This window comes from Candidatus Izimaplasma bacterium HR1 (assembly GCA_000755705.1).
Classification (GTDB): domain Bacteria; phylum Bacillota_I; class Bacilli_A; order Izemoplasmatales; family Izemoplasmataceae; genus Xianfuyuplasma.
Map to the genome: position 1 here is coordinate 361332 of CP009415.1, position 13707 is coordinate 375038.

Genomic DNA, 13707 nt, shown 5'->3' on the forward strand with positions numbered 1-13707 from the left:
TTGATTATTATTATAGACTGTGGAATTGTGGAAATCCACACTTATCATAGTCTTATTATACCATATTATGCCGTTTTTTGGTGATTTTTTTTTCACTTTTGTCCACATTTTATAGTTAGTTTTTCCACATCTTTTTTAACATTAATATCCATTTCTATTTCGTTAGATATTTTCTCAACTGAATGCATTACAGTTGAATGATCTCTATTGTTAAAGAAAGTACCTATTTTTTTGTATGGAAGATCATATAATGTTTTTATTAAATACATTGAAACTTGTCTTGGAAATACATATTTTGCAGTCCTTTTTTTCGATATTAAATCACTAGTCGATATACGATAATAATCACTAACTAAACTCATAATATTCTTTATTTTATTCTCACTTAAGAAATTATCGTTTATGCGCGGTTTAACGAGGTTTTCCAGTGCTGCCTCTGCGCTTTTAACTGTGAAATCTATATTGAAAGCTGTACAATAAAATAGTACTCTTTTTAGTGCTCCTTCTAACTCTCTTACGTTGTTATCAAAGACACTTGCAATGTACTCAATTACATCATTTGGAATCAAATCTGAATTTGATGTTTCTGCCATTAATTTTTTCTTTAAAATCTTAATACGATGATCTAAGTCGGGACGATTAATATCGACTGTTACTCCCCATTCAAAACGAGATGTAAGTCTAGACATTATATCTTTTAACTCGTTTGCACTTCTATCACTTGTTATAACAATTTGTTTTTGTTGGCCATGAAGTAACTCAAATAATTTGAAAAACTCGTTCTGAGACTGTGTTTTACCTGATAAAAACTGAATATCATCTACTAATAGAACGTCTACTTCGCGGTATTTGCTATTAAATTCATCAAATTTCCTTTTTGATGCACTTCTTACATACTCTTCAACAAATTGATCAGTTTTAACATATAATACCTTTTTGTTCATGTCACCTTCTAGGATATAATTACCTACACATTGCATTAAATGCGTTTTACCAAGACCAACATCACCAAAAATATATAAAGGATTAGCAACAATACCTGGTTGATCGGCAACTTTTATTCCACTGGTATAAGCTAATCGATTTGAATTACCAACTACAAAGCTATCAAACGTATAGCTAGAGTTCATATTTCCATGTATATAGCGGTTTGTTAGTGAATCATCAGCTTTATTAACGTTATATTCTTTAGAATCTGACAATTCTTTTGATGCTTGTTCTTCAGTAATTATCCGAAATTTATGCATCTCATCTACTTTGTACTCTAAATACTTGTTCAATTTGTTTAAGTAAAGCATTTCAATACGCTTTTTAACAAATTCATTAGGAGCAACTATATATATATAATTGTTCACTACTTTAAAAACAGTATTTACAGGTCTGAAAATCTCTGTAAATACAACTTCATCTAAATCTTCTTCTAAGGATTGTTTGATGTCTTCCCATATTTCTGTGTATTTTTTCATGTAGTTCACCTCAAAATCTTACAATATTAATATAACATAAAAAAATATGGAAAAGAAAAAAAACTTGTCCACTAAAAATGGGGATAACTAATTTTATACACACTACTTGTTAACATTATTGGCGGTTTAATCACACTCATAACAAGCCTTTTAAGTATGTTTCCCACATTTCCCACATTATATGAATTAACATCTTACACATTTCCACAATTCGCTATATTGAAATAACGAGAAATAGCCGTAATTCAATGTGGATAACTTTTGAAACTTATTGTACTTTTATATTTTTTGATTTATACTATTGACACATGATTTCATTACATATATAATGTTATAGCATGGTTTTATCAAAAGAATTAGGAGGTGTTGATTATGCCAAAAAGAACATATCAACCAAATAAGCGTAAGAGAGCAAAGACTCACGGTTTCTTTTCAAGAATGAAGACTCCTGGAGGACGCAAAGTTCTAGCAAGAAGAAGACTTAAAGGTCGCAAGAGACTTACAGTTTCTGACTAAGCATCAATTTAAAATCGAATATATTATAAAATACCTGTACCCACCTGAAAAAAATAATATTGTTTTTTTAGGTGGTTTTTATTTTAGGTAGGTGATGTAGTAATGAAAAAAGAGTACCGCGTTAAGAAAAGCAGTGAAATTGAAATGATAATTAGAACAAGACAAAGCAGGGGAAATCGCTATTTTGTCTTGTATAAGAACGAAAACCATGAAAAACCTCATTTCCGTTATGCTGTTAGTGTTTCTAAGAAATTTGGAAATGCTGTAAAACGTAATCAAATCAAACGTAGAGTTAGAGAAATCATTTCTAACTTAGACATTGTCAATCTTTATGATATCTTTGTTGTTGTAAAAAATGATGCTAGAGCGCTTAATTTTACAGAAATAAAGAATTCAATTGAAGGATTGATGGAAAAACAAAACATTTTAAGGAGAAAAGACAATGAAAAAGACAACTAGAATTCAATTAGTTGCCGTAACGTTAGTTTTAGTAGTATTACTAGCAGCTTGTGGTAGCGGTGAAACGTCAATCTACGAACAACCAATAGGTTATGATCAAGGTTGGGGTTGGTTCCAATGGTTAGTTGGATTATTAGGTGATTTTATGGTGTGGTTAAGTAATGTTACCGGTGGATATTACTGGGTAGGATTAGTTATCATGACATTAATTGTAAGATCAGTAGGATGGCCAATTTACGCTAAAAGTAATGCAATGACAACGAATATGCAACAAGCACAACCAGAATTAAACAAAATTCAAGAAAAGTATAAAGGACGAACTGATGAAGCTTCTCAAAAGAAACAACAGCAAGAGACTTTGGAAGTTTATAAGAGATATAATATTAATCCATTAGGATGTTTATTACCTTTCTTACAAATGCCTATCTTTATAGTAATGTACCAAGTTGTACGTAGAGTACCTCTATCAATTGGAGCTGCATTTGGTAGCGTTGTTACTAGAGATTACTCTGATTTAAACTATACTTTCTTAGGAATGGATTTAAAAGCAGGTGTAGATTTTAGTGTATTTAGTTCTGAAGGTGTATTTACAGCTTTAGGATCAATATTCCCTGAAGTATTATTAGCAATATTTGTAGGTGTATTAATGTTCGGATATCAAAAATATGCACAATCTAAACCGGAATACCTACAAAACAAAAAATATCAATCAGATAAGGCAGCATCAACTGCTAATCAAATGAAATATATGTCATATTTCATGGTATTTATGTTAGTTAGTATAGCGGTTACCAATAATGGTATCGCATTGTATTGGATCGTCGGTAATGCTTACCAATTCTTCCAAACTTATATCAATAGAAAACAAGGTTATAAGAAGTATTTAGAAGAACAAAAAAGCAAATCAGTTGTAGTTTAGAGGTAATTGATTATGAAAAGAATTGAATTTGAGACAAAAAATTTAGATAAAGCTAAAGAATACGCATCAAAAGAACTTCGTATTAGCCAAGAATTTATCGATATTGAAGTTATTGATAAAAAAGGTATGATTATAAAAACTTATGTTGTTGCTGCTACAGTAAACGCGGATCCCGCAGAACAAGGGTATAAAGCTTTAATTGATATCTTTGAAAATATGCAGATTCAAGCACAAGTAGAGATGAGAAGAAGATCTGAAAATGAAATCGTTTATGCTATTAATACTGATGAAAATCCCTTATTAATAGGAAAAAACGGAAAAACTTTAGAAAATCTTCAATTCTATATTCGCAATTTGGTTAACATCTATACCGATGAAAGATTAATAGTATTAGTTGATATCGGGGGATATAAGGCTAATCGTAAGAAACAACTTGAGATTTTAGCTACTAAAACTGCTAAAACAGTTGCTAAAACAAGAGTTTCTGCTAAGTTACAACCAATGAACGCCTATGAAAGAAGAATAATTCATACAAAATTAGCAGAATGGCGTGATGTATCAACGATTTCTGAAGGAGAAGGACAGCAAAGACATTTAGTTATTAAACCAAAGAGGCGATAATATGAGATTAGTTGTAGGACTAGGAAATCCAGGAAAGAAATATAAAGATACCAAACATAATGTTGGGTTTATGTGTTTAGATAAATATGTTGATGATAACTTAGGAAAATTCAAATTAGAGAATAAATTCCGTGGGGAATCGCTAAAATTAGACAACTTAGTATTATTGAAACCACATACATTTATGAATTTATCTGGAGAAAGTATTCGTCTTGTAATGGATTATTATGATATTGATGTTGAAGATGTTCTAATCATTTATGATGATTTAGCACTACCACTTGGTAAACTACGTTTAAGAGAAAAAGGTAGTCCTGGTGGTCACAACGGGATTAAATCGATTGTTTCTCATATGGGAACACAAGAATTCCAAAGAGTTAGAATTGGAATTGATTCAAATCCTTTAATTGCTGCAAAAGATTATGTTTTAGGCAAGTTTTCTAAGGAAGAAAGAACAGACCTAAATAAAGCTCTAACTAAGACATCAGAAATTATAGAAGAATTTAAGAATTCCAAAGAATTCACAATAATAATGAATAATTACAACTAAAAGCCCTTCTGGGCTTTTTTGTTTGAAAAAACAATAGTGTTATGCTAATATAAATTTACATTAAAGCGAATCCCCCTACTTTTGAGGAATTTGCTATAAGTGCGTGGGGTGAAATTATGAATAAAATACTAAAATACTTGTCTAATACCTCTTTCTTTAGAGATTTAAAGGCAAAATACCATCAATTAGATGAACTACACATAACTGATACTAATGAAAGTATCAGTATTTTTACTGTACTAGAAGTATTTAATGAGGTAGAACATAGTGTTTTACTCGTGGCACCCAATATTTACCATGCCCAAAAGGTTTTTGATAAACTTTCAAACATCTTAGAACCTAATAATCTAGGGTTTTTCCCACAAGATGAATTCTTAACAACTGAAATGCTTGCGATGAGTAATGAATTCAAGTTGGAAAGAATCAATACCATTAGAAAAATATTAGATAATAATAAAATGGTTATTGTAACTAACACAACAGGATTAATTAAGTACCTACAACCAAGAAAACAATGGGAAAAGGCCATAATTAAGCTAGAAAAGAATGATGTTGTTAATATTAATGAGTTGCTATCAAAGTTAGTTTCATTAGGATATAAAAGAGAAGAGAAGGTTGATAAGCAAGGTGAATTCTCATATCGAGGCGGTTTGCTAGATATATTCCCATTAAATGAGATAAATCCTTTGCGTATTGAGTTTTTTGATGATGAAGTAGAAACTATAAGGTTCTTTGATATAAACACTCAGAGATCAACAATAAAGACAAAAGACATAGAAATATTCCCTATGTTTGAGTTTCATTATAGTGAAACTCAATTTAGGAAACTAAACAACCTAATTAATGAAAAACTAGAGGAAATGCCCTTTGATGAGAAATCATATTCGAGAATTGAAGAGGATTTGCTTAATTTAGAATCACACACAGACATTGATAAATTGGCTAGATATTCTACTTTTATCTATAACAAACCAGAAACAATCATCGATTATTTAGACAATAAGACAATAATATACTGGGATCATAAAAAAGTACAAGAAAACTATGAGACGGTAATCACTGATATTACTGAGTGGTATACATCAACAGGAGATTATCCTAAACTAGGATTCAAATTAGTAAAGGATATTGAACATATATACGCTGGTAAATCGCTTTATTTAGATGTGTTTGGTGTAACAAGAAAAGCTAAAGATAAACTAGAAGTAAGAGCAAAAGAACCTGTGATATATAACAATAATGTCCATATGTTACTAAAAGATTTAAACAAATATAAAGGATATACTACAGTAATTATTACTTTTAAAGATCAAAAGAAATTAAATCAATTTATATCACTGATTGATGATAAAGTAGAGTTTAGCATAATTGGATTAAAAGACGACATTCTTGATAAGAAGCTTAACTTGCTTGTTAGCGACAACTTCTTAGCTTTCGAATTCTTTAGTATAAACACAATACTTCTAAATGAAGATAATTTATACAAGGGACAGGAACGGAAAAAGGCTAAATATAGGTCTTCTTTAAAAGATGCTAAAAAACTATCTAGAATTGAAGAATTAAAAAAAGGTGACTTAATTGTTCATTACGATCATGGTATTGGGAGATTCTTAGGTGTTACACAAATGACATTAGGAGAAAATACCAATGATTACATCCATATTGCATATAAGGGTGATGATACGTTATTTATTCCAGTAGAAAATATTAAATTAATTCAAAAATATGTGGGAAGTGAAGGAACAAAGGCGAAAATCCATAAACTTGGTGGAGCAGATTGGGCGAAAACAAAACAAAGAGTTCGTAAGAAAGTTAAGGATATTGCAGAAAAACTAATAAAACTATATGCAGCAAGAGAAGAGGCAAAAGGCTTCGCTTATAGCCCTGAATCAGATTTACAATTGGATTTTGAAGCAGATTTCCCATATCAAGAAACACCAGATCAGTTAACAGCTATTGAAGACATTAAAAGAGATATGGAATCAACAATGCCAATGGATAGATTATTATGTGGTGATGTGGGATATGGTAAAACAGAAGTAGCAATGAGAGCTGCATTTAAGGCTGTTTTGGACAACAAACAAGTTGCTTATTTAGCGCCAACTACAGTGCTTTCCCGCCAACATTACTTTACGTTTAAGGAAAGATTAACTAAGTATGGAATAAAAGTAGGACTACTTAATAGATTTATTACAAGATCAGTTCAAAGAGAAGTTATGAAGAAACTAGTAACAGGAGAAATAGATATTGTTATTGGTACACACCGTATTTTATCTAAGGATATGGTCTTTAATGACTTAGGCTTGCTAATTATTGATGAAGAACAACGGTTTGGAGTAGAACACAAAGAGATAATTAAGGAAATGAAGATAAATATAGATGTATTATCATTAAGTGCTACACCAATTCCAAGAACATTACAAATGGCTATTATGGGTGTTAAAAGTATGAGTTTGTTAGAAACACCCCCTTTAAATAGATATCCAATTCAAACCTATGTTTTGGAAAGAAACGATGCTATAACAAGGGATGCAATTGAAAGGGAAATGGCTAGAAATGGCCAAGTATTTTACTTATATAATCGAGTAGATGATATAGCTGTTGTAGCTAGACAAATTGAAAGATTAGTTCCTGAAGCAAGAGTTGTTTATGCTCATGGTAAGATGGGTAGATTACAACTTGAAGAAGTAATCCAAGCTTTTCTTGATGGGGAATACGACGTACTAGTATCGACGACCATCATTGAGACTGGAATTGACATTCCTAATGCCAATACCTTATTAATTCATGATAGTGATAGATTAGGATTATCTCAGCTTTACCAGATAAGAGGTAGAGTAGGGCGAAGTGATAGAATAGCTTATTCATATCTTATGTATAAGAAAAATAAACAATTAACAGAAGAAGCAATAAAAAGATTAAAGGTAATTAAAGAGTTCACCGAGCTTGGTTCAGGATTCAAGATTGCGATGAGAGATTTATCAATACGAGGAGCGGGAGACGTCTTAGGTACTGAACAATCGGGATTTATGGATAGTGTAGGTCTTGATCTCTTTCTAGAGATGTTAAAGCAAGAAGTAAGTCTTCAAAATGGTGAAATAGATGAAATTAAAGAGCCTACAACACCATTAAAAGTAAAAGTAAACAAGTTCATTGATTCAAATTATATAAAAAATGATTACATAAAAATGGAAATGCACCGCAAAATAGCGAATATCAAGTCCAAAGAAGATATAATTCAATTAACTGAAGAGTTTAAAGATCGTTTTGGGATTCCTTCAAAAGAGATTGAATTATATATGTATGAAAAACTTTTTGAACATTATTCGGTACTAAAAGGTGTAGAGAAGATACGTAGATTAAAAAACAATGTAACCGTAACGTTAAATGAAGATGTATCGGCCAATATAAATGGAGAATATCTGTTTATGAGAGCAAATGATCTAAGTAGATTTATTAGATTTGAGTTTAAAAAAGATAGATTGAACGTAATATTTGAAACAATCAAACTTGATAAACACTATCTATATTATGTCGTTGATTTATTAGAATTTGTTTAAGTAATGGAAAAAGGCTAAATTTAGCCTTTTTTTTTTCAATATTAAAATTGGATAAAGATTACTTATTGACATCAAAAATTTAAAATGCTATTATACAAATGGAAATATCAAAAACGGCGTACCAAAATCTAATAGATGTACGCTACAAGTGTACCTATTATAGGTGCTTTTTTTATTTTTTAGGGAGGTTTTTTCATGGACTATAAATTTGATGTTGTGGTTGTAGGTGCGGGACCTGCAGGTATATTTGCTAGTTATGAACTAATCGAGAAAAAACCTGATTTAAAGGTAATCTTGATTGATAAAGGACTAGATATTTTTAGTAGGAAATGTCCTATTTTAGAGAAGAAGATTACTAAATGTCCGTTGAATAGAGAAGGAGTAAGTGGTTGTTATCCTGCTTGTTCAATAACAAATGGATTTGGTGGAGCTGGGGCTTATAGTGATGGAAAATTCAACATTACTAGTGAATTTGGTGGTTGGATGACTGAATATCTTGATAGCTGGCAAGTTGAGGAATTAATTGAATATGTTGATGCAATTAATTTAAAACACGGTGCTACACCAAATATCACTGATCCAACAACTGCCAAAGTTAAGGAAATTGAAAAAAGAGGATTAGCTGCAGGTCTAAAATTATTAAGAGCTAAAGTAAGACATTTAGGGACTGAAGATAATTTAAAGATATTACAAAGTATATACAAGTACTTATCTGAGAAAATAACGATGAGATATAAAACAGAAGTTACTGACATAATAGTGGAAAATGGCTCTATTAAGGGAGTTGTGTTAAATGGTGATAGAATCTTTGCTGATAAAGTTTTTATTGCACCAGGCCGCGATGGTAGCTCTTGGTTGAAGAAAATAACTAAGAAATATAATATTCCTCAAATAGCTAACCAAGTTGATATTGGAGTTCGTGTTGAGACAAATGATGAGTTAATGGAGGAAATTAATGAAAACCTCTACGAAGGTAAGTTTATATATAGAACTAGTGTTGGAACAACGGTAAGAACTTTTTGTTCAAATCCTAGTGGGCACGTTGTAGTTGAAAATCATAGTGGTACAATGCTGGCAAATGGCCATGCTTATAGAGATCCTAAGTATGGAAGTAGAAATACTAACTTTGCTTTATTAGTCTCTCATAAATTTAGTACACCATTTAATGAACCTAATGAATTTGCACATGAAGTGAGTAGATTAGCCAATAAACTTAGTAATGGTTCAATTGTTATTCAAACATACGGTGATATTAAAAAAGGGCGAAGAACTACAAGCAAAAGATTAAAGGAAAGTTTTGTTACACCAACGCTTAAAGAAGCCGTTCCCGGTGATTTAGGATTGGTGTTACCATATAATACTATGAAGTCTTTAATTGAAATGATGGAAGCTTTAGAACATGTAACACCAGGAATTACTAGTGATCACACTTTATTTTATGGAGTAGAAGCTAAATTTTATAGTGCAAGACCTGAAGTTAATAAGTATTTCGAATCACCAGTAAATGGATTATATTTTGGTGGAGATGGCGCTGGAATAACGCGTGGTTTAGCCCAAGCTGGAGCAAATGGTATTTGGGTAGCAAGACATATAATTAGTAGTTTATAGGAGGATATTTATGAAAGGTGTCGTAGTAGTAGGAACACAATGGGGTGACGAAGGTAAAGGTAAGATAACCGACTTCTTAGCCGAAAAAGCTGACGTTGTTGTTAGATTTCAAGGTGGTAACAACGCAGGACATACAATAAAATTTGATGGAAAGAAATTTGCATTACATTTAATTCCTTCAGGGATTTTTAGAAAAGACGCAATAAATGTCCTGGCTAATGGAATGGTAATTAATCCAAAAGCTGCATTAGAGGAACTGGAAATGCTTAAACAAGGCGGTGTAAATGAATATAACTTAGCAATTAGTAATCGAGCTCATGTTGTATTACCTTACCATATTGAACTTGACGGTTTGTTTGAAGAATTAAAAGAAGATTCAAAAAAAGTAGGAACAACTAAAAAGGGCATTGGACCAACGTATGCAGATAAATACTCTCGTATCGGGATTAGAATGTGCGATTTTATAGATCCTGAAACATTTTATGATAAACTAACTGACAATTTGAACTACTACAATAAGTTATTTAAGTTGTTTGGAAAAGAAGAAATGAATATAGAAGCTATTTATACTGAATATAGTAAATATGCAGAAGTACTTAGTAAATTTGTTACAGATACTTCAATATTACTTAACAAAGCTTTTGATGATGATAAGAAAGTATTGTTTGAAGGAGCTCAAGGAGCATTACTTTGTACTGATCACGGGACATATCCTTTTGTAACATCGTCATCACCTACAGCTGCTTCAGTACCGCTAAATACAGGGATTTCCCCTAAATATATTACTGATGTTATAGGAATTACAAAGGCTTATTCTACAAGAGTAGGTAGTGGTTATTTTGCTACGGAGTTTGAAAATAAAGTTGCTAAGCAAATAAGAGATATTGGGCATGAATATGGCACTACTACAGGAAGACCTCGTAGAATTGGATGGATTGATACTGTGGTATTAAGACATACGAGAAGAGTAAGTGGAATTACAGGACTTAGTGTTATGTTGTTAGACGTACTGACAAACATTGAAACACTTAAAATTTGTGTTGCCTATAAATTGGAAGATGAATTGATCGACTATATCCCTGCAAATATAAAGGATTATGAGAACTGTGAACCTGTATATATTGAAGTTCCTGGTTGGACTGAAGATATTACACAAGTGGCTAAATTTAGCGATTTACCGCTTAATGCACAAAACTATTTAAATAAAATATCAGAGTTAAGTGAAACACCAGTATCAATCTTTAGTGTTGGTCCTGATAGAACACAAACAGTGGTATTAGAAGATTTGATGTAAAATAAAAAAGGTTATCGTGAGATAACCTTTTTGTTTACACTTTTTTGTTTACTGCAGCAGCAAGTACTCTTGCTTTCTTCATAAGTTCATTGAATTTCTTAGGTTTTAACGATTGAGCTCCATCACTCATGGCATTTTCTGGTTCATGATGTACTTCAATGATTAATCCATCAGCTCCAGCTGCGATACTAGCCATTGACAAACTTTCAACGTAATCCCATTTTCCAGCAGCATGAGAAGGGTCTATAACGACTGGTAAATGGCTTAGTTTCTTAACAATTGGGACTGTGGAAATATCCAATGTGTTTCTTGTATATGGTTCGAATGTTCTAATTCCACGTTCACATAATATGACTTTGTGATTCCCACCAGCCATTATATATTCTGCACTCATTAGCCATTCTTCAATTGTATTAGAGAAACCTCTTTTAAGCATTACTGGTTTATCAATTTTACCTAATTCCTTCAGTAAAGCGAAATTCTGCATATTACGAGCACCAATTTGAATGATATCAACGTACTTTATGAAGTCATTAATATTTTCTGTGCTCATTAACTCTGAGATGATTGGCATATCGTATTTATCACCAATTTCCCTAAGAATCTTTAATCCTTCTACTCCCATTCCTTGATATGAATAAGGAGATGTACGTGGTTTAAACGCTCCACCACGTAATATTTTAGCACCTGAAGCTTTTACAGCTTTGGCGATTATATCTACTTGTTCAAATGACTCGACACTACAAGGACCAGCCATAATTATAACTTCATCTCCACCGATCTTAACATCACCGACTTCAATGATAGTATCTTCTTTTTGGAATTTGCGGTTAACCTTTTTAAATGGCTCTTGAACACGAATTACACTATCAACACAATGGAAAGCATATAAACTTCTTAAATCAAAGCCAGCAGTGTCACCAACAACACCAAATAGACTATATGTTTTACCAACACTATCGTGAATTTCAAATCCTTTATTTTGTAAGTGTTCCTTTAAGTTGGCGATATCCTTAGGATCAGCAGTTCTTTTTATTTTAACAATCATTGTCTTGCACCTCTTTTATTAGTAGTTTTATACCTTCTTCATAACTCTTAAACCCTAGTCCCATTATACTTCCTTTGCAAGCGTTTCTTATTACAGATACTTTTCTAAAATCTTCTCTTGTATTAATATCAGTAAGATGAACTTCTATTACAGGAATATTGATTGATTTAATAGCATCATATAGTGCGTAAGAATAATGGGTAAAGGCTCCAGCATTGAGTATAACACCATCAAAGTTATCATTAGCCCAATGTAAAATATCAATCATTATTCCTTCTAAATTGGATTGCTTGATGTCAACTTTTAAGGAATTAGTCTTAGCAAAATCATTTATGTAGTTTTCTAAGTCTTTATATGTCTTATTTCCGTATAATTCCGGCTCTCTAATCCCAAGCATATTCAAATTAGGACCATTTAGTACTAATATATTCATTTATATTCACCTCTATTTGACGCATAATCGCTTTTTCATTAAAAGATGTCTTATGGATTGTGATATCTGCAAAAGACTTATAAAGACGATATCTTTCACTATACAGTCTTTCAATATTACTCTTATCTTTCAATAAAGGACGATTGCGTGGATTACATTTCTTAAGTAAAGTAAGTGGCATGTCGATAAATATGATTATACCATTTTGTTTTAGATTAACCATATTTTCTTTGTTAAGGATTACTCCACCACCACAGGAAATCGCTTGGTTATTAAGTTTTGAATACTTTGAAATAATATTTGATTCTACATTTCTAAAGTAATCTTCCCCTTGGTTCTTAAAGGTATTCTCAATAGAATCCCTAGTATATATTGTTATTTCCTCATCTATATCAACAAAGTTCTTATTATATTTCTTAGAAGTAAGATTGGATAGGAAGGTCTTACCTGACATCGGCATTCCAATAAACACCAAATTTTGTTTCTTGAACTGCAATTTATGATAATAATCAATAACTTCTACATCAGATATATGAATATTGTGGAACAATTTTATTGATTCTACTGCCTGATATATTAGCATTAATAAGCCATTTACCGCTGTTAGTTTAAGTTCCTCAGCAGCGATAAGTAGGTTTGATCTAATAGGATTGTATATAACATCAACAACTGAAGTTAAATTAGGGAGGTTGCTTAACTCTACCAATGCTCCTTGATTATTGTTGGGAAACATACCCACAGGAGTTGCATTGAATACAATAGTGGTAGATTTGAAGTTATCCACCTTATTTAAATTGTACTCATTGCTCTTAGGATTGCGAGCTAATATTATGACTTTTTTAGCCAAATTCTTTTTACAATAATATGAAATTGTTTTACTAGTAGAGCCGTTTCCCAATATAATTATCGTTTGATCTTTAACTTTTATATTATAGTAATCCAATGTCTTATTGAGTCCATAATAATCAGTATTATACCCTAATAGTTTTCCATTTCTTGAAATGACGGCATTTACAGCGTTAATTTCTCGTGCTTCTGGGGATAACTCGTCAAGGTAAGGGATTATCTTATTCTTATAAGGTATAGTTACATTGATTCCTTCTATTTGTCTAGTTTTAAAGAATTGATCTAAACTACTAGTTTCGATCAATTCGTATTTTGTGTTTGTAAATTGCTCATGAATTGTTTTTGAGAAACTGTGACTTAGTTTCTTACCAAGTAATCCATACATTG

The 13707-nt window shown here is 31.5% G+C and carries 12 protein-coding genes; 8 read left to right on the top strand and 4 right to left on the bottom strand.

The annotated features are described in order from the left end of the window. Nucleotides 1–92: 92 nt before the first annotated feature. The gene (dnaA, locus tag KQ51_RS01955; RefSeq protein WP_038468260.1) at nucleotides 93–1466 is read right to left on the bottom strand and encodes a chromosomal replication initiator protein DnaA; all 1374 of its coding nucleotides are present in this window, start codon (nucleotides 1464–1466) and stop codon (nucleotides 93–95) included. Nucleotides 1467–1838: 372 nt separating this feature from the next. On the opposite strand from dnaA, the gene rpmH reads away from it, so the two are divergent. The 8 genes from rpmH to KQ51_RS01995 all read left to right on the top strand — a co-directional run bounded on the left by rpmH (nucleotide 1839) and on the right by KQ51_RS01995 (nucleotide 10993). Continuing rightward, nucleotides 1839–1982, top strand: coding sequence for a 50S ribosomal protein L34 (gene rpmH / locus KQ51_RS01960; RefSeq protein WP_038468263.1), 144 nt, complete (start codon nucleotides 1839–1841; stop codon nucleotides 1980–1982). 102 nt (nucleotides 1983–2084) lie between these two features. Next, the gene (gene rnpA / locus KQ51_RS01965; RefSeq protein WP_038468266.1) at nucleotides 2085–2441 is read left to right on the top strand and encodes a ribonuclease P protein component; all 357 of its coding nucleotides are present in this window, start codon (nucleotides 2085–2087) and stop codon (nucleotides 2439–2441) included. Beyond that, nucleotides 2425–3360 carry a YidC/Oxa1 family membrane protein insertase gene (locus tag KQ51_RS01970; RefSeq protein WP_038468269.1) on the top strand — a complete coding sequence of 312 codons (936 nt, stop codon included), beginning with the start codon at nucleotides 2425–2427 and terminating at the stop codon, nucleotides 3358–3360. Before rnpA ends, KQ51_RS01970 begins: the two co-directional genes overlap by 17 nt. A gap of 12 nt (nucleotides 3361–3372) precedes the next feature. Next, complete coding sequence (gene jag, locus KQ51_RS01975; protein ID WP_052609047.1) at nucleotides 3373–3981, top strand: RNA-binding cell elongation regulator Jag/EloR; 609 nt, start codon at nucleotides 3373–3375, stop codon at nucleotides 3979–3981. 1 nt (nucleotide 3982) lies between these two features. Further along, a complete protein-coding gene (gene pth, locus KQ51_RS01980; protein ID WP_038468271.1) occupies nucleotides 3983–4531 on the top strand; it encodes an aminoacyl-tRNA hydrolase in 549 nt (182 codons plus the stop codon). 116 nt (nucleotides 4532–4647) lie between these two features. After that, complete coding sequence (gene mfd / locus KQ51_RS01985) at nucleotides 4648–8091, top strand: transcription-repair coupling factor (protein WP_038468274.1); 3444 nt, start codon at nucleotides 4648–4650, stop codon at nucleotides 8089–8091. Nucleotides 8092–8286: 195 nt separating this feature from the next. Then, nucleotides 8287–9699, top strand: coding sequence for an NAD(P)/FAD-dependent oxidoreductase (locus KQ51_RS01990; RefSeq protein ID WP_038468277.1), 1413 nt, complete (start codon nucleotides 8287–8289; stop codon nucleotides 9697–9699). Between the two features lie 10 nt (nucleotides 9700–9709). Further along, nucleotides 9710–10993, top strand: coding sequence for an adenylosuccinate synthase (locus KQ51_RS01995; protein ID WP_038468280.1), 1284 nt, complete (start codon nucleotides 9710–9712; stop codon nucleotides 10991–10993). A 34-nt stretch (nucleotides 10994–11027) separates the two neighbouring features. Here KQ51_RS01995 and aroF read toward each other — a convergent pair whose 3' ends face one another. Genes aroF through KQ51_RS02010 form a run of 3 tightly spaced genes read right to left on the bottom strand, consistent with a single transcriptional unit; the run spans nucleotide 11028 to nucleotide 13705 of the window. After that, nucleotides 11028–12041 (bottom strand): 3-deoxy-7-phosphoheptulonate synthase, encoded by a 1014-nt coding sequence (gene aroF / locus KQ51_RS02000; protein WP_038468283.1) that lies wholly within the window; start codon nucleotides 12039–12041, stop codon nucleotides 11028–11030. Further along, complete coding sequence (gene aroQ / locus KQ51_RS02005; protein WP_038468286.1) at nucleotides 12031–12474, bottom strand: type II 3-dehydroquinate dehydratase; 444 nt, start codon at nucleotides 12472–12474, stop codon at nucleotides 12031–12033. Before aroQ ends, aroF begins: the two co-directional genes overlap by 11 nt. Continuing rightward, nucleotides 12446–13705: a shikimate kinase gene (locus KQ51_RS02010; protein ID WP_052609049.1), complete on the bottom strand. Its 1260-nt coding sequence runs from the start codon at nucleotides 13703–13705 to the stop codon at nucleotides 12446–12448. Before KQ51_RS02010 ends, aroQ begins: the two co-directional genes overlap by 29 nt. Nucleotides 13706–13707: the final 2 nt, after the last annotated feature.

Coding starts and splice junctions, on each gene's coding strand:
- dnaA (WP_038468260.1), bottom strand. CDS start 1,466: ATGAAAAAATACACAGAAATATGGGAAGACATCAAACAATCCTTAGAA.
- rpmH (WP_038468263.1), top strand. CDS start 1,839: ATGCCAAAAAGAACATATCAACCAAATAAGCGTAAGAGAGCAAAGACT.
- rnpA (WP_038468266.1), top strand. CDS start 2,085: ATGAAAAAAGAGTACCGCGTTAAGAAAAGCAGTGAAATTGAAATGATA.
- KQ51_RS01970 (WP_038468269.1), top strand. CDS start 2,425: ATGAAAAAGACAACTAGAATTCAATTAGTTGCCGTAACGTTAGTTTTA.
- jag (WP_052609047.1), top strand. CDS start 3,373: ATGAAAAGAATTGAATTTGAGACAAAAAATTTAGATAAAGCTAAAGAA.
- pth (WP_038468271.1), top strand. CDS start 3,983: ATGAGATTAGTTGTAGGACTAGGAAATCCAGGAAAGAAATATAAAGAT.
- mfd (WP_038468274.1), top strand. CDS start 4,648: ATGAATAAAATACTAAAATACTTGTCTAATACCTCTTTCTTTAGAGAT.
- KQ51_RS01990 (WP_038468277.1), top strand. CDS start 8,287: ATGGACTATAAATTTGATGTTGTGGTTGTAGGTGCGGGACCTGCAGGT.
- KQ51_RS01995 (WP_038468280.1), top strand. CDS start 9,710: ATGAAAGGTGTCGTAGTAGTAGGAACACAATGGGGTGACGAAGGTAAA.
- aroF (WP_038468283.1), bottom strand. CDS start 12,041: ATGATTGTTAAAATAAAAAGAACTGCTGATCCTAAGGATATCGCCAAC.
- aroQ (WP_038468286.1), bottom strand. CDS start 12,474: ATGAATATATTAGTACTAAATGGTCCTAATTTGAATATGCTTGGGATT.
- KQ51_RS02010 (WP_052609049.1), bottom strand. CDS start 13,705: ATGTATGGATTACTTGGTAAGAAACTAAGTCACAGTTTCTCAAAAACA.